This window comes from Pelosinus propionicus DSM 13327, assembly GCF_900114615.1.
Lineage (GTDB): Bacteria > Bacillota > Negativicutes > DSM-13327 > DSM-13327 > Pelosinus > Pelosinus propionicus.
The window spans coordinates 1-24,102 of the sequence record NZ_FOTS01000008.1 but is presented as its reverse complement, the minus strand read 5'-3'; the positions used below and the strand labels follow the sequence as shown (position 1 = coordinate 24,102).

Genomic DNA, 24,102 nt, shown 5'->3' with positions numbered 1-24,102 from the left:
TTCCATTTCATGAAGTTTCCATCAAAAACGGTATGGTTTGCCTTTAGTATTCACACTCTTATTATTTTTACCTCCTACCAATTAGCTGATTACTTACCTTCCCATCCGCCAATAGGATTTGTCGATCAATCATTATACCCTATGCCTCCTTTGATCGAAAAATTTATTCGTTGGGATGCCCATTGGTACACCTATGTTGCTGGACAGGGATATGATTCAAAATCGATCGTCTTTTTCCCCATGCTCATCATATTCATAAAATGTTTATCTTACGTAGGTTTCCCCATTTCTCTAGCTGGTTTATTACTTTGCAATATATTTGCGTTCATCAGTTTCTGGATTATGGATGTAACCTTCCGTTTAGATTTTTCTCCAGATCAAGTTCACTATTCTCTCTTATCGTATGCTCTTATGCCAACTTCTCTGTTTCTAAATAGTATCTATACAGAACCTTTGTTTATCACTTTTTCTTTTTTTTGTATCTATTTTTCTAGAAAAGGTCAGTGGTGGTGCGGAGGAGCAGCAGGTGTACTAGCTACTTTGACCAGAAATTTGGGAATCTTTCTTTTTATTTTTTTACTTTATGAATTCTTTAAAAAAAAATCTCTTCACACTCACTCTTTATCGGCTATGATTCCACTTTTCCTGCCGCCAATTGCCCTATCCTGTTTTATGCTGTACAATTTCTATCTATTAGATAATCCGATTGCTTTTATAACTACCCAACAAGACTGGGGAAGACATTTTGAACTACCCTGGTACAATATTGCAGCTAATATTCCTTTGACTTTTTCCAATGATCCTTATAGTCAACCTGGAGTTGCTTTAGATACATTCCTCACGATCAGCAGCCTCATTGGTCTATTTCTGCTCACAATTCTGCCACAGTTTAAAATCCCTACCTCCTACCTCTTAATCGGCTGGCTATGGTTTCTCATCCCCCTCTGCTCTACCTCTCCCAGTCTCCCTCTATACAGTGTCTCCCGTTTTACACTGCCGATATTTCCTCTCTATCTCTTCTGGGGGCAGCTCCCCCGCAAAGCATACTATTGTTATCTTTTCATCAGTGCCTCTATTTTGTTAGTATGTACTTCTTTATTTATGAATTGGTATTGGATTGGATAATTGGTTAATATTTCTATTTTATGTTAATTTTCAATCACATAAACATGTTGTAAGTGGGGGAAAATAAATCTGGATTCAAAATCAATAAAAATAAAGGGGGCATGAAACATGGCGACAAACAATAAAAACAGCAATAACAACCAATCTATGACTTCTTCAGCAGCAACTTCAAAATCCAATGCAAGCCAAAATTACTCTCAATCTGCACAAAGTCAAAATGCACAAAGCAAAAGTCAATATGGTACGTTAACTGCTAGTGCTGATGCCAATAATGACTATTCCAGTTCTGCACAAAGTCAGCAATATGGCAGCCAAGCTGGAGCTTCTTCTGCCTATACCGGCAACAATTACGCAAGCTCAACTCAAGCAAATAAAACACAACAAAGTAAAAATCAATATGGCACCCTAACTGCTACTGCTGATGCTAATAACGATTACTCCAGTTCTGCACAAAGTCAGCAATATGGCAGTCAAGCTGGAGCTTCTTCTGCCTATACCGGCAACAGCTACGCAAGTTCAGCTCAAAATCAAGCAGCAAATAAAACACAACAAAGCAAAAATCAATATGGTACCCTGACTGCCAAAGCAGATGCTAATAACGATTATACAGAATAAGAATCATAAAAGATGCTGATGGGATGAATCCCATCAGCATCTTTTTATGATTTATTGTGCCCACCACAGCATCCACTTTCATGATCATGTCCGTGCCCATGTCCCCCGCCACAAGCATGACGAGTACCGTCTTCTGCCAATTTTATTTTCTTCATACTTTCGCATTGAGGACAAGGAATTTCATATCCATGCTTGCCCCCCTCTGAGCATGGCTCCACCTCCCAAATATGCCCGCAATCCTTGCACTCAAATTTTCTATACTTTATCATATAATTTCCCCCTTGTATTATGATGGTCTGCCCATTTATTAAAGAGGTAACCATTTTCTTTCTAGCTGATTGCAGTATTCTCTGGAAAGTAGCCCTTGAGACTCCCATCTTTATAGCACAATTCACTTGATCCATACCATCAAGGTCTTTTAGGCGTAAAGCTTCTAGTTCTTCAACTAAAAGTATAATGGTTCCTGAATTCATTTGACCATCAGGTACGAATTTGCGAAAGATCGGCTCTTGCTCTACCAAACCACAACAACGTCTTCTTGTCAAAATATCACTCCTCCAAATGGGCATATGCTCATTTATATTATATACCTATGAAGAAAAAATGCAATATCATAAGAAAAATCTTAAATTTCCTCGCATATAAAAAGATTTTAAACTCAAATATGCAAAGGACACAAAGAAATATCTATTCTTCGTGTCCTTCGCATTTAACGATTATGAATCATGTCTTTACTATTTTTTCCTCCCGAATTGGCAGGTTGACCAGGCCAGCTGCAAAAGATAATAGAATATCGGTATACCACATCCACATATAGCTTCCACTTTGCTCCATAGCAATTCCACCCAGCCAAGCACCTAAAAATCCTCCTACTTGATGGGTCAGAATGGTTAAGCCAAATAGAGTAGCAAGATAGCGAGTACCAAAAAGCTTTCCAACCAGTCCAACGGTGGGCGGTACTGTGGCAAGCCAGGTGAACCCCAATGCAGCTGCAAAGATATAAAAAGTTAATTCCGTTTTTGGAGCTATTAGATATAAACCAATCATAAGAGCCCTACTCCCATACATAAAAGCCAATATGTATTTCATCCGATAGTGATTTCCTAATACACCAGCCAAAAGGCTTCCAGCAATATTAAATAAGCCAATCATCCCTATGGCGGCAGCGGATACAGCTGCCGAATGGCCACATAGAGCCACTTCTCCCGGTAAATGAGTAACCAGAAAGGCAACATGAAAACCGCAAGTAAAAAAACCTGCATGAAGACATAAGTAGCTTCGATCCTTCATCGCTTGAACGACTTGCTGCCCTATGCTCTGAGAAGGCTGAGAATCATCATGCAACTGGGATACCTTCTTTTCACGAAGAGTCCAGGCTAAAGGAATCGTTAATAAAGATGCTGCTGCAAGAGTAAACATGGCTGTAATCCAGCCATGAGCTGCTAAGATCATCTGTGTTATCGGTGCAAAAAGAAATTGCCCAAATGACCCTCCGGCGTTAATAAATCCTCCAGCAAAGGAACGCTGGCTAGGCAGCAGCCTTTGTGCCGTTGCTCCAATCAGTATCGCAAAACTCCCCGCTCCCGCTCCCGCTGCACTAATGACCCCCATAGACAAGGTCAACATCCACTCCGATGTCGCATATGGAGTCATCGCCATTCCTAAAGCCATTAAAAATGATCCGAAGACTAGCACAGGAAAACTTCCCCACTTATCCGCAATAGCGCCAAATATGGGCTGGGTCACACCCCAGAAAAGCTGTCCTACAGCAAGAGCAAAACTAATGGAAGCAATACTTAAACCTGTTGATGCAACTAGAGGAGAAACAAAAAGCCCGCTGGATTGTCTAGCTCCTGTAGTAATCATCATAATGACAGCAGCACTGAAAATGAGCAGCCAATGTGATTGACCATGATTTGATTTTGTTTGCATTTGTCTCTCCATATGTGTATGTACACTTTTTGTTTATTAGTATAGCCTCCTAAGTCTTAACTGTCAATAACCTTACATAACCTATCACAAATAATTAAGCGACTCTTTTTTTATAATGTAAAAGAGTCGCTGCTATTTATATCATGCAATTGCATTTTCTTTCTTTGATTTTATTTCTGCATTACTTTTTAATTCTTTACTTACCCAATAGAGGGGCCGCTGCTTTACTTCTTCAAATATGCGTCCGATATATTCACCAATAATACCTAATCCCATTAATTGAATGCCCCCCAACAGCAGGACACTGGCAGCGATTGTAGCCCACCCTGGAACCGCTTCGCTTGTAAACAAATAGATGTATACTACATGCACAGTTACAAGCAGACTTAAAAAACCAGTCAGCACTCCTAAATAAAATGCTAATCGCAAAGGAACTTTTGAATAGGCTGTGATACCATCTAACGCAAAATTTGCCATTTTGGCAATCGAAAACTTTGACTTTCCAGCAAAACGTTCAGGTGCCACAAATTCAATATACGTTTGCCGATAGCCAATATCGCTGATAATCCCCCGAATAAATCTTGCTTTCTCTTTAAAACTTTGCAGTGTTGCAACTGCCGCTTTATCAAGCAAGCGAAAGTCTGATCCGCCTTCTGTTATATGAATATTAGACATCTTATTGATTGTGCGGTAAAACATTCCCGAGGTAAACTTTTTAAACCAAGAAACTCCTTGCGTATTTTTACGAACGGTTTGTACAATTTCAAATCCTTCTTCCCATTTGCGGATTAGCTCTGGCAGCATCTCGGGCGGATGCTGCATATCCCCATCCATAGTAATAACCGCATCTCCCTTGGCATGATCCAGACCACAGGTCAATGCAATCTGATGTCCAAAATTGCGAGCTAGTAAAATTCCATAAACCCGGCTATCCTGCTCTGCCAGTTTGTCCAATATAACAGCTGTTTGGTCAGTAGACCCATCATCAACAAAAATCAGTTCAAACGAATATCCCGTGGACTCCATATGTTTACAAACAGCTTGATAGAATACTTTCATATTCTCCTGTTCATTAAAAACAGGTACGACAATTGAAATGTATTTCATATTTGTCACTCCTTTTCAGCAGCATCTGCGGCATTACACGAATATATGCCGTATTCCGATTTATTTATTATAATTGTTGATTCTGAAAAGAAAATGAAAATACTTTTATATAATGGAAAAAGCCCTCTATGATCAGAGAGCCAGGAAGCGTCTAAGCAATTGCATTCATTTGAGTTTTTACTTTTTCATAGGCTTCCAGAACTAAGGAAAATAATGGACTGGAATTTGAAATTCCAGTATATGTTTGAATTGCCGCTTCAATGCCATTTTCTTTTATATGATTTTGTATTTCCACTGCTTCAGGATCATCCTTGAAATCAAAAAGCAGAGCAGCAGCAATCACCAGTGATAAGGCGGAAGGTGTAATACCATACTCTAAGGCTTGCAGCGCAGGCCCTACCAAACGATCTTTAGCCGATAATTTTCGCATGGGAGACCGCCCCACTCGAGTAACTTCATCCGATATATATGGATTTTTAAAGCGTTTGATGATTTTATGAATATACTCTGCATGCTGCTTACTATCAAAATGGTGTTTAGCAATTAACAGTGCACCTGTTTCGTAAAGCACCTTTTCGGTAACTTCCAGCACGTAAGAATTTTGAATGGCTTGATCAATGCTGCCTAATTTAAGCAAATAGCCAAGATAGGCTACTGCTGCGTGACCAGTATTGACTGTAAACAGTTTTCTTTCAATAAATGGCCCTAAATCACTTACATAGGTAATGCCTTCTACCTGAGGAACAGCACCTAACACTTGTGACTGATTGACAACCCACTCGTAAAACGGTTCTACGGTAACCCACAACTTATCGTCATGTTTTTGCAAGGGAACAATACGATCTACAGCAGCATCAGGAAAACCAATGACTAAAGCCGCCTGTTCTTGTTCTTGCTCATTAAGAAATTCATAAACAAAAGACTTTAAGGCTGAACTTCCGCCAATCATATTTTCACAAGCAATCACATTTAGTGCTTTGCCTTCTGCATTGATTCGTTTTAGAATCCCCTTTGCAATCACAGGCGCAATAAACTTTAAAATATTCGGGCCAACAGCTGTTGTTACCAGATCAGCAGAAGCAATTGCTTCTGCAACAGCTTCTTCATTTCTTCCAAGTAAGGCAACTACATTATCAATTGTAAATGCAGCTTTTTCCTCACTTGCAAGAGATACCGTGTATTCCTGGCGTCGATTGATTTCTGCAACCAATTCATCGCTTACATCAACAAAGCATATTTTATAGCCCGCTTGATGCAATAATTGTCCAATAAAGCCTCTGCCAATATTACCCGCACCAAAATGTACTGCAAGCATATGCTCAGCCCCTTTCAAAGATTTCAATAATTGCTTCTTTGGTCGAAGCGTTTATAAGAGTTTTAACATTTTCCTCTTCCGAGCAAACAATTGCAATATTCGAAAGGATCTCCAAATGTTCATCACCAATTCCTGCAATACCAATAATCAAATACGCAATATTACCATTACCAAAATCTACACCATTAGGCACTTGTACAATAGATATTCCCGAAGACTTTATAAACTCTTTTGACTCATTCGTGCCATGAGGAATTGCTACACCATTACCAATATAAGTCGTCATCAATTCTTCTCGTTCAAACATCTTAGCAATGTAATCATCAGTCACATGTTCCCCCTGAACAAGGAGCTGCCCGGCTAGCGTGATTGCTTCATGCTTATTTGAAATCTTAGCATCCATTACAATTTTATCGGCAGAAAAAATAACGTTTTCCATATTACAGATCTCTCCCTTTTACTTTTTTTACAACATATGCATATAATTTTTTTAAAAAGAATGATCGTATGCCTTCCGCCTCTTTTGCGGCTAATACCTGTATAATCTCTTCTTCTACTAAAAGGGAACTGATTTCGCTTAATATCTCCAGTCCTTCTCTGGAAATAGCAGCAGGTGCCAAAAGTACTAACAGCTTATCAACATTGGTAAATTTATTATCCATAGATTTAATAATGATTGGCTTTTCCAAAAAATATAACAGTAAAGCCGGTTTTAAAACGTCTTTACTTCTACTGTGAAACAATGCCAACTGTATATTCGAAATCCCAAGACCGCCTAATTTTTCTCTATCTAATAGTTTTTTTATCAGTTCCTGTTTATTGCTTATCATATGATTTTTTTCAAATTCTTCACAAATCAAACCTAATATATTTTCGATACTCATATTATGATTATTTATGCTATGACAAGCAAAACTTTCAATAATTTCGATACTGTGGTTAATATAAGACTGATACATTTTTAAAGTTCCTAAATAATCATCATCTTGTACAGAAGAAACCGATTTTATATGTTGCTTACATTCGCCCAAACTTTCAAGATAGAGAGTAATATGCTTAACATCATCTCTTGTTAATAAGGGACTAACCAAAATATATTCTTGAGAGGGAATGGATAAGTGAACGGTCGAAATAATAATGTCATACTCGCTTTTAGGTGTTTTCTCCACATCAAACATGGAAATATTCTTTGTAGAGCCAATAGCAGGGAATTCCTTTTTGATTCTGCTTGCCAATATCTTTGAGGATCCGATGCCACTTGCACATACAACAAGTGCATGATACTGCTGTATGCAATCACTTCGCCTTCTCTCTAGAGAAGCACCGATATGCATTACCAAATAGCCAATTTCTTCATCTGGAACAGACAACTCTGTAAAAACAGCTTCGACTGCGCTCTTTACAATCTGAAATAAATGATTATATCGACTTTTGATTTCATCCAATAAGGGATTTCGAATTTTCATATTTTTTTGGATGCGAAAAATGGCCGGCTCAATATGAGCCAATAAGCCTTGAATTAAGGTCGGATCTTCGTTAAGCACAACATCAAGTTTGTCTTCACAAAAGCTAATCAGTTTATTTACTTGTAAAGCAAGTTCCATATTTTTAAATTCAAAATCATCATCATGCGCACTTCGTAATTTTGCACCCCGCAAATGCATCGTAATATAACCAATTTCAGCAGCAGGTATGTCTAATTGAAAGCGATTTCTAAGGGTCTGCACAATTTTTTCTGCAATTTGAAACTCTGGAGTATGCTCTAATTCCCTTAAATATGCTTCATCGAAACTGATCTTTTCACCTTTTTCAATACGCTCAATGGCTAGAGCTAAATGAATCGCTAAGCCAATAAATGAACTATCCGCTAAAGGATAAGGAAGATCATTTTTTAAATCTCTTAGAGAATTCTCAATGATAATTAGTTTTTCTTTCTCAATGAGTCCTAATAAGCGCTCGGATACGGTACTAATATGCTTAGAAGGCTTTTCATAGATGTTGTCTCTCAAGATTCCTAGCAACTCAAATTCATCTAAATTATCCGAAATCAGCGTACTCATTGCTTTTCGAATAGCATTTTCTGTACCATATAACTCAACACCATAACCTCTTTTGCGAATCAATGTTAAATCATAGGTTCGAATCCAAGCCTCTAACTCATCTAAATCATTGCTTACCGTAGATATCGTTGCTTTCAAATCATTTGCCATTGCTACTAATTTTATTGGCTCTTTGGATTCAAGCAATTGACATAAAATCAGCAATTTACGTTCCTTTGCAGAGTATTCTGCAACTCTTTGGCTATATAACAATAACCTGACCACTTCTTTTTGCTGTGCATCGCCTTCAATAAAAATACCAATACCTGCTTTTTTAACCAACTGTAATTGATGGGTTGCTAAAAGATCTTCAAGATCATTTAACTCTCGATGAATGGTACGTGTACTTACCTCAATTCGTTCTGCAATTTCATTAACAGTTATTCCGTGAGCCTCGGCTAATAAAATAGTTAATATCATACGCTGTCTTGAGGTAATATTCATAGCCATAACCCCTCTTTAAGAAAGAGTTCACGCTAGTTTTACAACTAGCGTGACTATTGTTCTCTATTCCTATCATATATCACATATACGACCATTTCAATAAAATGAAAATCGAATTTCGTCATAAGACTTGTTGACATTTCCACATAAATTCCATGACAACGAGCTGTTTATTCTCTTTATCTTTTCAGGATTTCATGCACCTTTTGAACCACTGCTTCAGGGGCTATACTTTCCATACACGCTCCGTTAGTCTTAGGACATCGCCTCTTATGGCAACTGAAACAGGAAGTAGAAGAAAGAACCTCATGCTGCTCTCCTTGTGGAGCGTAGGTAGCAGAATCTGTTGGTCCGAACATCCCAACTGTTGGAACTTTCAGTGCCCCTGCCATGTGCAAAGGCCCTGTATCTCCAGAGACTACTACAGAAGCCTGCTCAATAATACCTGCCATTTCCAGCAGAGTAGTTTGTCCAATGGTGTTGATGACAGGAACCCCTGCCTTTGTCTCAACTTCCTTACCTAATGGAATTTCTGCCTTTCCTCCGCATAAAACGATCCGAAAATCCTTTCCTAGAAGCGTGGCTGCCTTTATAAAAAAAGCAATAGGCCAATTTTTGGTGATCCAAGTCGTCCCCAAGATGAGTACTATTACCTTCTCTTGGGGTGTAACAGTATATTGCTGCAATAAAGTTCTTGCAAATTTTCTGGCTTGTTCTGGTACTGCAAGGCTCATAGTATGATTTGCAGTCTCAATTCCTAAACAAGGCAAAACGGCAAGATATTTATCTGTAATATGCCTACCACGGGCTTCGCCAGTCTCTGTCATAAAAAAAGAATTAAGTTCTTTAGCCCCCTTCATACCTATACGCCTTGCTGTATTTGCCTGCCTGGCAATCATTCCTGTAAGAAAGAGACCATGAATATCAAGGACTGCATCAAACTGCCGTCCCTTTAGCTGATTCTTCAGATCACACCACATTCTCCAAGCTTCTTTAAATTTATAATTTCTAAGATAGTTTTCAAATTTTTCCCTAGACCATATCATAATTTCATCTATATTAGGATTGCCTTGTAAGAGGTCTGCTGAAACCCCACCAACCATCCATGTTATTTTACAATCAGGCCATGCAGCTTTCAAAGAGCTAGCTACGGGTGTACAATGAATCACATCACCAATCGAACTGAGTCTGATAATCAATATTTCCTTAGACACGAAAATACCTGCCTTTGTAGATTTGAACCGCTGCTCATTAACTATAATTTTTATAACTATTGTACCTCATTTAGTAAAAAAAATCCTGTAACGATTATCCTATTGAGAATTGATTTTAGGAACACAACTACTCTTTCACTTTATTTTTAACAATCGAAGATTACCTCTTAATGTAAAATTTTCTAAACATGCTGGCATGAGTACCGTATCTCCAGGCTTTAAACTTTCCTGATGGGACTGATAAGCAACCTCCCCTGAACCTTCAATCACACAATATATAATAAACTGACCGTTTGTTTCTTCTTGCAACTCATCAGTAACAAACAACTTTTCTACAGAAAAATACTGACATGCAATACGATTATCGGTAAATACACAACTTGGCTGCTCTGCAAAATTTATGACATCCAGCGCCTTATCGATATGCAGTTCTCGCAGCTTTCCCTCCTTTGTCACCCGGTCATAATCATAAATTCGATAGGTAGTATCTGAATTTTGTTGTATTTCATATACCATTACACCTTCAAGCAAAGCATGCACGGTGCCCGACGGCACATAGATCATATCACCTGCTTTCACAGGGACCTTTTTTATGACGCTGCAAACTTGATTCCTTTCCACTGCTTCGATAAAAACTTCCTTTGTAATATGACTTTCAAGACCATATATAATATGTGCATCTTCCTTTGCATACACCACATACCAGGCTTCTGTTTTACCAGCTTCTCCTTCCACCTTTTGAGCATACTCGTCATCAGGATGTACTTGAATGGATAAATTATCATTCGCGTCAAGTATTTTAACGAGTAAGGGAAATGATTCCCCTTCTGCAAATGTCTTCCCCATTAAATTGTCCCGGTACTCTATCATCAATTGATTTAAGCTTTTACCAGCTAAATAACCGTTTTCCACGATACTCATACCATTGCTATGACATGATACATCCCAGCTCTCTCCGATATGATCGCTAGTAAATTCTCTGCCAAATATTTTCTTTAAATTTGTACTACCCCAAAGGCGTTCCTGATAAACAGGTGCAAATTTTAACGGATACATCTTCTACCTCCTTAATCGATATTGGCAATCAACGTTATATTCCGTTAGTATTTATACATCGAAATCAATCTGCTATATAACAAGTCATCCGTAAAATAGACCTTCTAGTCCATTACTGCCAGCTAGTGATCTATACCTATGTTATCACTGTATTTAGTGCCTTTTTTCATAAACTTATTTTTACTACATGATTTCCACGCACACCTTCTTTATTATATACTATTTTACAATTCACGTTCTATATTTATCCAATAATTAGTAAGAAATCCGCTTTATTATTTATTATTTTATTCACTAAAAGCAAAACTGACACCTCAAAAAGCGATGCCAGTTTGTATTTATTTCTATCTTTACATCCATAACGTTTTATAGCAGCTTGCTAACTGAGCTTATTATTAACATCTATTTCTTTTGCAGATTGACTCTTTCCCATACCCAAAAAATAATAGCTCATTAAGACAATTCCGCAAAATATGCCTCCAACGATTAATGATATGCGCGTATCTTCATTAAACCACATTCCGATTAACACCAATATAAGAAAAATAACCGTTATATAATTGCTAACGGGGAAAAAAGGGGACTTGAAAGGATGTGCTTCCATTTCCTCTTTCCATTTCTTTCGGAACGCGATCTGACTAAATGCCAGCACAAACCAAGGAATCATACCTGGAAGAATACTAGCACTGTAAATGTATAGAAACAATTTGGACTCTGGAGCGATGTAATTCAAAAAAACACCCAATAATAAGCAGGAAATGGTAACCATAATACTATTGCCGGGCATCCCGTTTTTTGATACCCTGCCAAAGAATGCAGGAGCCTGACCATTCTTGGATAAGGTGTAAAGCATTCTGCCTGCACTATAAATCCCACTGTTGCACCCTGACATAGCAGCCGTCAAAACAACAAAATTAATAATACCAGCCGCAGCAACAATTCCAACCTTGGCAAACGTCATAACAAAGGGGCTGCCGATTGTACCAACGAGATTCCATGGATAAATGGCTAGAATAACAAATATGGCGCCAATATAGAAAATTAATATCCGCCAAATAATATTTTTGGTGGCACGACGTAACGTGTTTTTAGGGTCTTGTGCTTCACCCGCAGTAATTCCAACCATTTCAACACCTTGATACGATGCCGTTACCAGACAAAGCGCAAATAGAAACCCTTCTAAACCACCTGCAAAAAATCCTCCATGAGCATATAGGTTTTCAATGCCAACGGGCTGACTGCCATTACCGAAGCCAAAAAGAATCATGCCAAGTCCAATCACAATCATGGCAATGATTGCAGCTACTTTAATAAGTGCAAACCAAAATTCAAATTCTCCATAGTACTTTACAGCAGCTAAATTGGCTGATGCCACAATTGCCACACCTGCCAAAGCTGGCAGCCATTGCGGAATGAGAGGAAACCAGTACTTAACATAAATTCCAATCGCCGTTACTTCCGCCATTCCTACTGTAACCCATAAAAACCAATAACACCAAGCAGTTAGATAACCAGCTAAAGGACTGACATATTTATGTGCATAGGTTGCAAAAGAACCTGTTACTGGCTCTAGGAAAAGCATTTCCCCCATGATACGCATAACAAAGAACATGATAATGCCTGCTAATGCATAAGCAAGCAATACAGAAGGACCCGCCCATTTTATCGTACTGGCTGAGCCCATAAATAGTCCAACACCAATTGTTCCTCCCAAGGCAATTAATTCAATATGCCGTGATTTCAACCCTCTGGTTAATTCTTTTTCTTCCATAATACTACTCTTTCTCCTTTCATTCTTATCAATAGTAACAAGCAATACTCTGAATGCCCTCCCTTTTTGTTATACCTTCCTATTGAACCAGCTCTCCTTTAAGGAAATCCTGCTCGATACCAAACCACGCCATGATTTATTTCATTGCCAAATATCGATAAATTGTACTTTCAGATGTTTTTAAGATGGCAGCAGCCTTTGTGATGGCACCTTTGATCTTAAAGATTCCATTTTCACGCAGCTCCTGTACAATCACACTCTTTTCCTCAGGCGACATTCGATCTACTGCAATATTGTATTTGGCAATCAACTTCTGAATCCCATTGTCTACCACATGATCTAAGGATGTACTTAATGATTCTGTTATTTCTTCATTGCCATTCAGTTGAACTGCATTGCTGAAGAATGCCTTTAAAGGTTCTTCACTTAGAAATTTATGTCCTTGCTGATCAACAGTATTTAAGATATTAACGCAAAGCATACCGATCAAGCTTCCTGCTCCGTCTTTAATGTAGTAAGTGGATGAAATTAAATTTTCTCCCCTGTCATTACGGCTTCGATAATTAACAAAAGCACTATGCCGCAAATACGTTTTATTCTCTAACAGCTTGAAACCTAAATCAGTTAAAGGGCATCCTAAAGAACGTCCGCTTATGTATCCATTTCGAATCGCAATCACCGAGTTTTCAACATCAACGATATCATGTAAAAGAACTTCACAATTGGATCCAATAATATCGGCAATAAAATCAACTAAGGGTATATATAATTCCAACAGCTTTTTGTATTTCATATAATCTCCTTCTTATCTAAATCATCTACATTTTTAAAGTTCTATATTTGGTAATAATTTCCTTTTATGATAATAAATTTTTATCATCTAATTTCTTACAAAAATCGAGTATCACTCTATCCAATAAAATCACATTGACTTTAGAAATAGAAAAACAACTAGCCAAAAATAACTAGTCGTTTTTCGTGTGTTTTTCGTATCTCTATGGTCCATTTTCCGTGGCACTGATATCAATCTCATCCCAATTTGACCATTTGTAATATTGATCTAGCCATACACTCAACTTTTTTAACCTTAACTCTCTGATTTCATCGTGTTTGACCCATAGCTCCTGGAATCTGGAAACAAAAGAAAAAATATCGGTAAAAACAGTAGAAAAATTAAGCGGGCTTGCTGCTTGCTCGCTGATAGCATTAGGTGAAGATAATAAAATTCTTTGGGAAACGGCGCTGAACTCATCAAAGGATTTTAATGCTTCCATTACCATAGGCTGATATTTGGAATCATTCACATTGGGAATTCGATTTCCCCCAATCGACTCTAGTTCAAGGGTTGATCTGAGCCCGGAAAATTTGGCTGCTGCAATTTGATATTTTAGCCGAGCTTCAAAATAATTTTGATCTTTTTGACGATCAGTATATTTCTCTTTAATTGCTAACACATAACCTTCCGCAATTTGCTTGGCTGCTGCCGAGTAAAAAGAGGCGGGAAGTTCAGCTGTCTTTGACGACGTTCCTGCCGCGCAAGCCCACCCTGGTAAAGCAAATAAAAATGCCAGCGGCCATAAAAGGAATTTTTTCATCATAAACACATCCTTACTGCCGACTCCACCGCCATAGGATGTAGAACATTCTGATAACCGACAGTCAGATCCAGGAACCCATTACCCTCTTTTATCTTTTTATAGCCTAACGTGCTGGTCCGCTTGCAAAGCTGAGCATAAATCTCCGCTTCCGTAAGGGTGCGTTCAAAATCCTTTTCGCATTGGTTGATAATCAGGGCGGCAGCTCCAGCAACATGGGGTGTGGCCATAGAGGTTCCAGAAAGAACGGCATAACGGCTGCCAGGATAGGTTGAAACAACCTCCACTCCCGGAGCAACCACATCAATCTCTTTATTCATCGTACTAAAGACTGCCAGCTTTTTGCTCAAATCCACAGCTCCCACACCGACTACCTCGTTATACCCGCCAGGGAACTGCCTTTCAATCTTCCCCGTATTGCCAGCAGCACAGACGACCAGCACCCCGCTGTGCGTCGCTCGGATGATGGCCTCATGTAAGGCAGAATCATCCGTTTCTCCTCCTAAGGACATGGAGAGGATACGCACTTTTTGCCCTTCAGCCCCCTGCCACTGGAGAGCATAGTTGATCGCACTGATCAGATTTTCATAGCCTCCGTTTCCACTACTGTCAAGCACCTTAAGAATCAGCAAATCCACCTGAGGAGCCATACCGACAACACCCTGACCGTTCTCAGAAGCAGCAATAGTCCCTGCCACATGGGTGCCATGACCATTATTATCGCCAAACTGATCCGGGTCCCCATTATCATCAGCTGTAAAGTTGCGCCCGCCAATAATACGGTCTTTTAAATCGGGATGATCCACCTGGCATCCCGTATCCAGGATGGCAACTACCACTCCTTTGCCTCGCTTGCTTGGCTCCCAAACTTCCGGTGCTTTCATTAATTGAATACCATCAGGTATTTTTTCCGCATTGTCCAAGATTTCTTTCACCTCAAAGGGTAGAAGCTTTATTTCATGCATGCAGATCCCTCCTCGCATCTTTGCTTAAACCTACTATTAAAGATTTCTATGCATTACGCTCAGATTCGATTCATATTTGTCCATAAAGAAGAATTTCTTAATGCTTCTTTATGGATTCTAGTAATTCAAAGTGAAATATCACCTCTTCCTTGACCTAAGCAGATTTAACAAAAAAAACGGTCTCATCGCAGCTTCTTTGCCGGTTTAACTGGAACTAAGCTGCGTGAGAACCGTTCTTTATTCAGATTAAATTATCTTTAAATACTTTAGAGTTTAGATAGTTCACGATACTTGTCCTGTTTCTGCAAGCAAAGTAAAAATATCGGCTCTATTATTTCTTGTCTTCCAACTCCAAAGCAGCCTTTTTGGCATCGACAGCCAGTTTGGCATGAGCTGCAAAGGATCGGGGAGCTCCCTTGCGAGCAAGAGGTGAAGAAGGTTCCCAAAATGGAGTAATCCAGTTGATGCTGACATTTCTAGGAGAGTTGCCCAAGTCAGCTGGGGTTTTCGTTGCAAAAGGTGTAGCTGGACTGGTAGTGGGAGCAGGCTGGTAGATCTGGATGGGATTCCCTTTCGCAAACCAGAAATAATCAGTATTACCGCCGCTGACATCCTCGTACAGCGTCGCCCAGAAATAGCCGGCCGTCGTGAAGGTATCCACCGCTGTACCAATACTGGGAGTGGCGGCATTGATATTTGCAGCGGTAGTTTTGTACAGCTTACCAATTAGATTGGTATAACTGGAATCATAGTAACCTGTCAGGATATAGGCATCGCCGCTGTTGCTAAAGACAATATCACGGAAGTCACCAGGAATGGTCGCACTGGCGGTGAAGGGAGTAGTGACGCCCATCGTGCTGATGGTCACCACATTCAGCTGAGACGCAGCGTTATAGCTGCCGGCCTGCTGCATGCCACCGATGCAAGCCACATAGAACTTGCCATCGTAGTACTCCAAGGTGAAGGCATTTTTACCGACTGACGCCTGGCTCACATAGGTGGGGTTAGTGCCGCTGACATCCAGCTTGACTACCGTACTGTTTTGGTAGTTGGAAGCTGATGCATCCGACGTAATAAAGAGAGCATAGACATAATCTCCTACAGCTGCAATGGCCACACCATGGTCTTCATAGCCCGATATGCCGGAAGCAAAGTGATAGGTACCGGCTACCGTGTAAGGCGTGGCTCCTGTCAGGCTGATTTTGACAACGTTAGCGCCGTCATAGTCAATGGCATAGAGATAGTTGCCTGATTTCACCACGCCGTACAGGTTTTCAATGCCGCTCCAATTCCGTGGAGTAGTCACGGCAGTCCAAGTGCTTGTAGAAGGATCGTAGATCCGTAAACCGGGGCTTGTACCTGTGCTGAAATCATATTGATCGACAACTACCCGAAGATTGCTGGATGTATCAAAGAAGGAATGTACTTTAGAATCACCATTCGAATGCAAATCCCACACTGGAGTCGTCGTCGTCGGCACTTGCGCTTTGTTCACGGTGACAGTAGTACTGACAACATTGATATCCCCTGCATCACTGCCGCTATAGTTTGTCACGATATAACCTAATTTCTTTGCCATAAAAATCATCCTCTCCCTTTTTATTATATCCTTGATTTTGTCTTGGCTATAAGCTTTCCGGGACCGCTTTCACCTCCTCTCGCTAATTTCGCTTTGCTCACCTTGAACTTCCAGGCACTTTCCAGCCCCAAAGTCCTTACCTCTACTTACCTCTCAATCATTGTATTTCAAAATGCAGTCATTTCCCTTCTTTCTACAAGACGGTCATAAGGAAGCTTGTACCTCCACAGTGCCATAAATAGCAAAATAAAAGAGGCCTCCTCTGATGACATCATCGGAAGGGGCCTCCTATTTTATATCGGCTACACTTTGCCGACATAAATCATACATCCAGCCAGTTCAACCTCTGGCATAGAAATGTATCCAAATCCCCTCCCCATCGCTCGCGGGTAAAACGGTGATTGATGTACAGGCAGTTCTCCTGGCTTTGGGATCATAGCGCCTCCAAACCTTCCCAGAACTTATGGTTCCAGTGGTATATCTTGGATTTGCTCCCCCTTACAGTGGCGGGACCGCGCCGGTATTGCACCGGACTTCTCTATCAAGCCCTTACGGGCACCTGCACCAATATTCAATTATTTTCCATTTGCCTATATAATAACATAGACGTTTTAGGTTGTCAAAGGGGTTATTATCATGTATACAACCTAAAAATCCCACTGCATCGTCGCATAATATGTCCGGCCCGCCAGCGGATACTTCATGGTACCGTAAGCGTACCAAGGTTCATATCCAGTTGGTTGCTGCAGCGTCTTCCAATAGGGGACCTTATTAAACATATTGTTGACACCTACGGTGAGCCTGGTATTCTTGGTAAACTGATGCTTGACCCCCAGTCCGACGGTGGTATAAGCGGTAGTCCAGTCCACTTCGTCATCCACATTCGTTTCGCCTACATAGCGGACTTCACTGAAGACGGAAGTTCGTTCGCCAAGGAAACGGTAGGTCAGTCGGAGCAATCCTTCCCATTTAGGAGCAAAGTTTTCCAGTGAATTGCCATAGTTACCATTGGGATAGAGGTAGTACATCTTTTTATATCGCTGCAGATCCTTGGACTGCATATAGGTGGCGGACAAGTCCAGATCCCAGCGTTCCCAGTTCAGTTTGCCTTCTAGTTCCACACCATTAACCCGGCCTTCTCCGCCATTTACATAAGACATATAGGTCAGGCCCATCCGGTACAGTTCCAGCATGTTCTCCGAATGGCGACCGAAGTACGTTAGGGACCAGTCAGACTTGGCCTTGAGCATTTCTCCCTGCCATTGGACGCCTACATCCCACTGGGTGCCATTCTCCGGTCCTGCCGGAGCGGCATGTACTGTGTTAGTAGGAGAAACAGGCAGAATAAAGGCACCGTCGCCAATGAGTTCATAAAGATTGGGAAAACGGTAATAGGTACCATAGGTCGCCCGCATAGTATAATGATCATCCACTTTTTTCTTCAAGGCAGTCTGCCAGGTGAATTTACTGTCTGTATTCTCCTGAATGGCCTTTATCCAATAAAGACCTCCCGTATTGGCCTGTCCCAGTCCGCCGGAATAATTCCAGCGGACGCTAGGAGTAAACCAAAAATCCTTCGCCTTATTTAGAGTAATCGTATCCTGAAGCTGTGCATCTGCCAATGTCTGCGTATAGTGATGCTTTACCCAGGCATAGGATGGTAAAGTCATGCCAGTACCGTTCACATCAAGGTCTTCATGCGAGTAATTGACGGCGAATTCCAACAGATGGTTGTCACCCGCCTTGAAGGAGCCATCCAGAGCGCCCCCTAAACGCTGCGACTGATAACGGCTCCACTTACCAAACAGAGCGTTGTTTCCCCAGGGATTCTTGTAGTTTTTCTCCTGATCCATGTAAGTCATCCGCCAGCCCCACTCTAGGTTGCCCACCGTCTGTCGCCGACCAATCAGTACATCTGACTGATCCGTCTGCAGCTTCTTAGATGGCTGTTTGCTGCCCCAATAGGCAGGGTTATCGTAATTCTCATTAAGAACGTGATAAGGCAGCCCTCTATCATTCCGTTTCCAGGCATATTTGACCTGCCAGTTATCATCCTGCCACTTGACCAGCACATCAGTTTTTTGATAGCCATTATTTAATCGATTACGAGATATATCTGAATCATAGAATGTATATTTATAGTTGCCCTGACTCTGATCCCGGTTTACTCCCACAAAAAGGCTGCCATCGCCCAACGGGGAGTTCATTCCGAAGCTGCCCGTATAGCCACCGTAGGAACTCATCCCTTGGGTTAGAGAAATACCAGTTTTTTGTGGCTTCTTTGTAACAATGTTGATAACACCACCCATCCAGGTACCAGGAAAGCGAGCGGGAATGTAACCCCGGTAAATTTCGATTCGTTCCACGTTTTCCACCGGAATCATGGACAAATCACTAGCCGCGTCTCCGCCCAGCTTAGTCAGCACGCCATCCACGAAAACCCCTACCTGAGCTGCCGTACTGCCACGCACACTAGCCACTGTATACTGCCCGGTTCCGGTAAGTTCGTTGATATGAACCCCTGGCACCCGCTTAAGCAATTCCGGCAACGTTTTTTGCTCGCCTTTGAAATCTTCAGGGCGAACGATGGATACGGTGCCCGGCGAGAGCTTGGATTCCCATTCAGGTCGAGGCGCTTCCACTGTCACCGCAGGTAATTGATAAATTTCATCCTGCTGCTCGCTATCGCTTTCAGCCCCATAAGCGCACCTATAGTAGCTTGGCGTTATAGTCAACGCCAGAGCACAGGCAATACTCATCGTCAATGATCTTTTCTTTAGCTTACGTATCACTGTAAAATCGCTCCTCTTACAATCAAAAAATCTCAAATTTTATAAAAATAATAGCTGAATCCTTTCTTGCCAGCATACATATTGAATTCGCATGCCGCAGTTATCTTTCTCTGGCTGGATTTCTTTAGTAAATTACCGTCTTTATTTCCCCCCTTATTTGCAAGTAGTTTTCTTGTGCTGATAAACTCACAGAAATGCTGCTTTTTTCTAATCAGCAGCTGTATCTAATCTTCTCCCTGTCGCTCGCAGGTTAAGCGAAGATTGCTGCAGATAACGAAGCTTGCCATCCAACTATCTAACACTATGTATGAATTAAATAATTTTACTGCTCTACCGCAAATAAAATAAGCCTCTTATGATGGCGACATCAAAAGAGGCTTTTTGTTTCCTTCTGGCTAAAAGGCCAATACAAACAATAGTCCAATTCCCCTCCCTGTCGCTCGCAGGTAAAAACGGTGATTGATGTACAGGCAGTTCTCCTGACTTAGGATCATTGCGCCTCCAAACCTTCCCAGAACGATTCATTCCAGTGGCATATCTTGGATTTGCTCCCCATTACAGTGGCGGGACCGCGCCGGTATTGCACCGGACTTCTCTATCAAGCCCTTACGGGCACCTATACGATTATTCTTTTTTTAAAAATAAAATAAGCCTCCTATGATGGCAACATCAAAAGAAGCTATTATTTATCCCAGCTAAACTGCTGTACAAACTATAGTCCAATTCCCTCCCTGTCGCTCGCAGGTAAAACGGTGATCGTTGTACAGGCAGTTCTCCTGGCTTAGGATCATTGCGCCTCCAAACCTTCCCAGAACAATTCGTTCCAGTGGCATATCTTGGATTTGCTCCCCATTACAGTGGCGGGACCGCGCCGGTATCTAACCGACTTTTCTATGAAGCCCTTACGGGCACCTGTACCTATATTTAAGTTTTTATAATTGTTTTTAAATGCAATTCAAATAATTCTATTTATTTCATTATAATCCTATTGGAATAATTCTACAACTATCCTTATGAGATAAAATTAGACATTCTTTGTAAGATCATTTTGCATAGGATAAAACTAAAATTAAAGGGAGATTCTCAATCTTAGTTGAGAATCTCCCTCCAATCAAAAATCATGAACCTGTTTTTAATACATCATTATATATCAAACGTCGCAGAAAGCATTAAGGTTCTTGGCATGGATAAGCCAATTGTATTTGACCCGCCCCTGGCAATCCAGTAGTCTTTGTCGGCTGCGTTATAGCACATGGCACTTAAGGTTACAGGAGTACCGGAAAATGCAGTTCTATGTTTTATGCCTAAATCAAATGTCACGACAGAAGGTACTTGTGCCTTATTATCGGTAACATAGGCAGAACCGCTATAAACAGCGCGACCAATAATAGAAGTCTTTTTATCAGCCTCGTATTCCAACGCCAAAACACCACTCCATTTGGCAACACCGTTAACATGATAACCATCCAGCAGCCCATTTGCAGTTTTTTCTCTTTGAGCATCTAAGTACAGGATGCCGCCCATGGCATTCCATTTATCTGTTATTTTGCCATTAACATTCAATTCGATTCCTTTGTACGTGTTTTCGCCATCCCGTGTCAGTCTTTTTTTCCCAGTAGATGGTGTAACATCAAAAAAGTTTTCCTGGTTCAACTTAAAGAAACTTAAAGTTGTTAATACACCGGCATTTTGGTACTTAACCCCCATTTCGTTTTGCTTATTTTTGGCAGGTTCAAACAATTCTCCTTCATTTGCATAACTACTATCAGCAACTCTTGCTCGTGTATACCCTTCGGAATGGCTGGCATAAACGGATATATTCTCAACAGGCTTATACGAAATCGCATACGTAGGAGAAGTGGAAAGTTTATTATTACTTTCTGTTTTAGCTCCAGTAGATGCATTATATGCATCAAATTTGCCATCACGTCTTTGAACAGCAATCAATGTTGTCATTTTTCCATATTCCAACGTATCTGCAAGCGTAATACCCACAGAAGTTTCTTCGTTAATCAAGGCTGCAGGACCGGACTGCGGAAGTACACCTTGTACAACAATGCCATCGAGTAAGCTGCCCACGAGTTTACTACCGCTTAAAGAGGCAGAAGTTCGATAATTTTTTGTCCATGATCGATCAATCGCAAGAGATAGATTATTTTTTACTGCACCAGTATAGATTTCACCTTTTATACCCGTTTGAAAATAAACGTTCTTATTTGCTTCCTTCATTTGAATCAAGGAACTGCTAATGGCACCGGTATTTCCATTTAGGGATAAAGAACCACTGTCTGTATCATACTTGGAGCCGCTCCGATTTGTCATTCCGGCATTAAAAAAGAGATTCCAGGTATTATTCATTTTTTGTTCATGGTTCAACGTCATCAAATAGCCATGCATATATTTTGTCATACCATCGAAATCATAACTTTTTTGAGAATCCGGTGCATCAACCAGGCTGGTGCTGGCATTATTGACACCAAACCACCGCTGACCTCCATCAGTCCTTAAATCAAAATGTCCGGCAAAGAGGTTCGTTTTACTCTTTTCATCCCGATGGTCTAAATTAATGAACAGGGTTCGTTCTTCCTTTTCAGCTCCATGCAGAGACAAATCCCCGTCAAGATTACCAGCATTGACGCGGATTCCCCATTCTTTGTCTTTGCCAAACCTCCTGCCAACATCGATATATTCCCCCAAAGAACCTCTGCCGGAAAAGGTTTGGGTATACTGGTTAATTGGCTGATCTGTGGCCTTTTTCGTAGTAATACTGATAATACCGGCAGGTGCATCAACACCATTTGTTCCGTTTACTGAAGTAGTGGAACCGTTTAGAACTGTATTAGGGCCGGACATGACTTCAATACTTTCTATAACATGAGCCGGCGGACTTAGAAACTGAGCGAATAAATTAGGAATCCCATTCAAATACATATGATTACCGTTCATATTGATGCCGCGCAAAGAAAAGTCAGTATACCTTGGTGAGCTGCTGCTCGTCCGGATCGAAGGATTGTTCACTAAGATCGTATTGAGGGGCTGACTTGGGTCACCAAAGGTTTCAATGGTCTTTTTCGTATAGCCGATCTGGCTAAAAGGAATATCCATAACATTGGTATTGCCAAGAATACCATTTCTTGCGTCGCTATAGATAAATCCACCAGGCTGAACTTCTTTTTCCCGATCTGCTTCGACAATTACTTCATCCAATTTTTGTTCCGGGTCTTCTTCGGCGTTGGCAGGCATTGCTATAAAACCTGTACTAGCTAAGTAGAATAGCATTGCCATAGCGATCCTCTTATTTTTCATCCTATTACCTCTTTTACTTAATCTATTATTTTACTTTCTTGATTGAATCCTATCCCTTATAGATGCCTCTAAAAATTTAAAAAGGTATCCAGCAGCTGTTTCGTATATTCTTCTTTAGGCTGTTTGTATAACGCTTCGGCTGATTGCTGCTCAATGATTCTTCCTTTATACATTACAGCTATATCATCACTACAGGCTTTTATTACATCAAGATCATGGGATATAAACAGATAGGATATCTTGTGTTTTTTCTGCGCATTTTTAAGTACTTCAATTACTTGGGCTTGAACGGATACATCCAGCATAGAAGTAGGCTCATCCAATACTATTAATTTGGGTTGCAGCAGCAGCACTCTTGCTATACATACGCGCTGCAGCTGACCGCCGCTTAATTGATGCGGCCGCCTGTTTAGTAGTTCCGCACCAAGTCCGACAAAGTTTAGCTGCTCCTCGATTTGCTCATCTAGATATCCTTTATCACCTATGTCATGAAATCGACAAGGCTCTTCCAGACTCCTACAGATTGTCATGCGAGGATTTAACGAGGACTCGGGATTTTGAAACAAGATCTGCATATCTTTACGCAGTGTTTTCATCTGCTTCATTGTAAAATGGCTGATCTCTACATCATTAAAAATGATTCTGCCAGTATCGCATGGTATAAGTTTGAGAGCAAGACGCCCAAGAGTCGATTTGCCTGACCCGCTCATGCCAACCAAACCCAATGTTTCCCCGGCTTTAATTGAAAAAGAAACATTGTCCACTGCAAGGGTATGGGTTCGTTTAAATAAGCCATTTTTGAACTCTTTGGTTATATTGCTGACATTAAGCATATTTCCAGCACCTCACCCATCGGCCGTTTACTTTTTGCAGTCGAGTAGAGGCAGACCTCACGATCTAGCCCCCCTCACGGAACCGGACGTGCCCTATTAAGGCATCCGGCTCTTCATAATAGCATTCACCTATGTTTAGCCATATATATTGATATAAATTCTTGCCCTAGCAAGTGGAAATCGTTTCTCAAGTTTTGCAAAGCCTTCCCAAGTCAGACTCTTCTTCTGACTTCTACGGTTGAGCACTTCAAACATTTTACGGCGTATTCGATAGCCAAACGCACGTATTGCGTTACTGTTGTCGGTCACTCCATAGTAGTGGTAGTGCCCAATTAACTTGGCATTTACCTCTTT

At 40.7% G+C, this 24,102-nt stretch carries 20 protein-coding genes and 3 riboswitches; of the genes, 2 read left to right on the top strand and 18 right to left on the bottom strand.

Annotated features, from left to right (window positions below; genetic code table 11):
- The first annotated feature begins 9 nt into the window (after window positions 1-9).
- Both BMZ99_RS05645 and BMZ99_RS05640 read left to right on the top strand, forming a co-directional pair.
- Entirely contained in the window at window positions 10-1,125 is a 1,116-nt protein-coding gene (locus BMZ99_RS05645) for a mannosyltransferase family protein (protein WP_090934003.1), read from the top strand.
- Window positions 1,126-1,233: 108 nt separating this feature from the next.
- Window positions 1,234-1,740, top strand: a complete 507-nt coding sequence (locus tag BMZ99_RS05640) for a hypothetical protein (RefSeq protein ID WP_090933808.1) — start codon at window positions 1,234-1,236, stop codon at window positions 1,738-1,740.
- 44 nt (window positions 1,741-1,784) lie between these two features.
- Here BMZ99_RS05640 and BMZ99_RS05635 read toward each other — a convergent pair whose 3' ends face one another.
- The 18 genes from BMZ99_RS05635 to BMZ99_RS26700 form a co-directional block, all read right to left on the bottom strand.
- Complete coding sequence (locus BMZ99_RS05635; protein ID WP_090933804.1) at window positions 1,785-2,285, bottom strand: DUF134 domain-containing protein; 501 nt, start codon at window positions 2,283-2,285, stop codon at window positions 1,785-1,787.
- 178 nt (window positions 2,286-2,463) lie between these two features.
- Window positions 2,464-3,672, bottom strand: coding sequence for an MFS transporter (locus BMZ99_RS05630; protein WP_090934001.1), 1,209 nt, complete (start codon window positions 3,670-3,672; stop codon window positions 2,464-2,466).
- Window positions 3,673-3,813: 141 nt separating this feature from the next.
- Complete coding sequence (locus BMZ99_RS05625) at window positions 3,814-4,779, bottom strand: glycosyltransferase family 2 protein (RefSeq protein WP_090933802.1); 966 nt, start codon at window positions 4,777-4,779, stop codon at window positions 3,814-3,816.
- A gap of 151 nt (window positions 4,780-4,930) precedes the next feature.
- Window positions 4,931-6,094, bottom strand: coding sequence for a mannitol-1-phosphate 5-dehydrogenase (locus tag BMZ99_RS05620; protein WP_090933800.1), 1,164 nt, complete (start codon window positions 6,092-6,094; stop codon window positions 4,931-4,933).
- A gap of 4 nt (window positions 6,095-6,098) precedes the next feature.
- Window positions 6,099-6,533 carry a PTS sugar transporter subunit IIA gene (locus BMZ99_RS05615; protein WP_090933798.1) on the bottom strand — a complete coding sequence of 145 codons (435 nt, stop codon included), beginning with the start codon at window positions 6,531-6,533 and terminating at the stop codon, window positions 6,099-6,101.
- A 1-nt stretch (window position 6,534) separates the two neighbouring features.
- A complete protein-coding gene (locus BMZ99_RS05610; RefSeq protein WP_090933796.1) occupies window positions 6,535-8,637 on the bottom strand; it encodes a BglG family transcription antiterminator in 2,103 nt (700 codons plus the stop codon).
- A gap of 179 nt (window positions 8,638-8,816) precedes the next feature.
- Window positions 8,817-9,851 carry a glycosyltransferase family 9 protein gene (locus tag BMZ99_RS05605; protein WP_090933794.1) on the bottom strand — a complete coding sequence of 345 codons (1,035 nt, stop codon included), beginning with the start codon at window positions 9,849-9,851 and terminating at the stop codon, window positions 8,817-8,819.
- A gap of 135 nt (window positions 9,852-9,986) precedes the next feature.
- Complete coding sequence (locus BMZ99_RS05600) at window positions 9,987-10,907, bottom strand: type I phosphomannose isomerase catalytic subunit (protein ID WP_090933792.1); 921 nt, start codon at window positions 10,905-10,907, stop codon at window positions 9,987-9,989.
- 379 nt (window positions 10,908-11,286) lie between these two features.
- The gene (locus tag BMZ99_RS05595; protein WP_090933790.1) at window positions 11,287-12,678 is read right to left on the bottom strand and encodes an amino acid permease; all 1,392 of its coding nucleotides are present in this window, start codon (window positions 12,676-12,678) and stop codon (window positions 11,287-11,289) included.
- Window positions 12,679-12,814: 136 nt separating this feature from the next.
- Window positions 12,815-13,471: a helix-turn-helix transcriptional regulator gene (locus tag BMZ99_RS05590; protein ID WP_090933788.1), complete on the bottom strand. Its 657-nt coding sequence runs from the start codon at window positions 13,469-13,471 to the stop codon at window positions 12,815-12,817.
- A 202-nt stretch (window positions 13,472-13,673) separates the two neighbouring features.
- Window positions 13,674-14,276, bottom strand: coding sequence for a hypothetical protein (locus tag BMZ99_RS05585; RefSeq protein WP_139214742.1), 603 nt, complete (start codon window positions 14,274-14,276; stop codon window positions 13,674-13,676).
- Window positions 14,273-15,238, bottom strand: coding sequence for a S8 family peptidase (locus tag BMZ99_RS05580; RefSeq protein ID WP_090933784.1), 966 nt, complete (start codon window positions 15,236-15,238; stop codon window positions 14,273-14,275). The genes BMZ99_RS05585 and BMZ99_RS05580 overlap by 4 nt, the downstream gene beginning before the upstream one ends.
- A 331-nt stretch (window positions 15,239-15,569) precedes the next feature.
- Window positions 15,570-16,817, bottom strand: a complete 1,248-nt coding sequence (locus BMZ99_RS05575; RefSeq protein ID WP_090933781.1) for a hypothetical protein — start codon at window positions 16,815-16,817, stop codon at window positions 15,570-15,572.
- A gap of 302 nt (window positions 16,818-17,119) precedes the next feature.
- Window positions 17,120-17,254 (bottom strand): hypothetical protein, encoded by a 135-nt coding sequence (locus BMZ99_RS27340; RefSeq protein ID WP_281246754.1) that lies wholly within the window; start codon window positions 17,252-17,254, stop codon window positions 17,120-17,122.
- A riboswitch (cobalamin riboswitch) is annotated at window positions 17,212-17,395 on the bottom strand. Its footprint overlaps the gene before it by 43 nt.
- Before the next feature lie 69 nt (window positions 17,396-17,464).
- Window positions 17,465-19,609 carry a TonB-dependent receptor plug domain-containing protein gene (locus BMZ99_RS05570; RefSeq protein ID WP_245754830.1) on the bottom strand — a complete coding sequence of 715 codons (2,145 nt, stop codon included), beginning with the start codon at window positions 19,607-19,609 and terminating at the stop codon, window positions 17,465-17,467.
- A gap of 452 nt (window positions 19,610-20,061) precedes the next feature.
- A riboswitch (cobalamin riboswitch) is annotated at window positions 20,062-20,244 on the bottom strand.
- Window positions 20,245-20,358: 114 nt separating this feature from the next.
- Window positions 20,359-20,540: riboswitch (cobalamin riboswitch) on the bottom strand.
- Between the two features lie 212 nt (window positions 20,541-20,752).
- Complete coding sequence (locus tag BMZ99_RS05565; RefSeq protein WP_090933779.1) at window positions 20,753-22,915, bottom strand: TonB-dependent receptor; 2,163 nt, start codon at window positions 22,913-22,915, stop codon at window positions 20,753-20,755.
- Window positions 22,916-22,983: 68 nt separating this feature from the next.
- Window positions 22,984-23,748 carry an ABC transporter ATP-binding protein gene (locus BMZ99_RS05560; RefSeq protein WP_090933777.1) on the bottom strand — a complete coding sequence of 255 codons (765 nt, stop codon included), beginning with the start codon at window positions 23,746-23,748 and terminating at the stop codon, window positions 22,984-22,986.
- 135 nt (window positions 23,749-23,883) lie between these two features.
- The coding region (locus BMZ99_RS26700) for a hypothetical protein (RefSeq protein WP_456107084.1) at window positions 23,884-24,102 on the bottom strand (219 nt) is incomplete at its 5' end.

Excerpts from the sequence above, each read along its gene's own strand:
- BMZ99_RS05645 (WP_090934003.1), top strand. The coding sequence starts at position 10 with ATGAAGTTTCCATCAAAAACGGTATGGTTTGCCTTTAGTATTCACACT.
- BMZ99_RS05640 (WP_090933808.1), top strand. The coding sequence starts at position 1,234 with ATGGCGACAAACAATAAAAACAGCAATAACAACCAATCTATGACTTCT.
- BMZ99_RS05630 (WP_090934001.1), bottom strand. The coding sequence starts at position 3,672 with ATGCAAACAAAATCAAATCATGGTCAATCACATTGGCTGCTCATTTTC.
- BMZ99_RS05625 (WP_090933802.1), bottom strand. The coding sequence starts at position 4,779 with ATGAAATACATTTCAATTGTCGTACCTGTTTTTAATGAACAGGAGAAT.
- BMZ99_RS05620 (WP_090933800.1), bottom strand. The coding sequence starts at position 6,094 with ATGCTTGCAGTACATTTTGGTGCGGGTAATATTGGCAGAGGCTTTATT.
- BMZ99_RS05615 (WP_090933798.1), bottom strand. The coding sequence starts at position 6,533 with ATGGAAAACGTTATTTTTTCTGCCGATAAAATTGTAATGGATGCTAAG.
- BMZ99_RS05610 (WP_090933796.1), bottom strand. The coding sequence starts at position 8,637 with ATGAATATTACCTCAAGACAGCGTATGATATTAACTATTTTATTAGCC.
- BMZ99_RS05600 (WP_090933792.1), bottom strand. The coding sequence starts at position 10,907 with ATGTATCCGTTAAAATTTGCACCTGTTTATCAGGAACGCCTTTGGGGT.
- BMZ99_RS05595 (WP_090933790.1), bottom strand. The coding sequence starts at position 12,678 with ATGGAAGAAAAAGAATTAACCAGAGGGTTGAAATCACGGCATATTGAA.
- BMZ99_RS05590 (WP_090933788.1), bottom strand. The coding sequence starts at position 13,471 with ATGAAATACAAAAAGCTGTTGGAATTATATATACCCTTAGTTGATTTT.
- BMZ99_RS05585 (WP_139214742.1), bottom strand. The coding sequence starts at position 14,276 with ATGATGAAAAAATTCCTTTTATGGCCGCTGGCATTTTTATTTGCTTTA.
- BMZ99_RS05580 (WP_090933784.1), bottom strand. The coding sequence starts at position 15,238 with ATGCATGAAATAAAGCTTCTACCCTTTGAGGTGAAAGAAATCTTGGAC.
- BMZ99_RS05575 (WP_090933781.1), bottom strand. The coding sequence starts at position 16,817 with ATGGCAAAGAAATTAGGTTATATCGTGACAAACTATAGCGGCAGTGAT.
- BMZ99_RS27340 (WP_281246754.1), bottom strand. The coding sequence starts at position 17,254 with ATGATCCCAAAGCCAGGAGAACTGCCTGTACATCAATCACCGTTTTAC.
- BMZ99_RS05565 (WP_090933779.1), bottom strand. The coding sequence starts at position 22,915 with ATGAAAAATAAGAGGATCGCTATGGCAATGCTATTCTACTTAGCTAGT.
- BMZ99_RS05560 (WP_090933777.1), bottom strand. The coding sequence starts at position 23,748 with ATGCTTAATGTCAGCAATATAACCAAAGAGTTCAAAAATGGCTTATTT.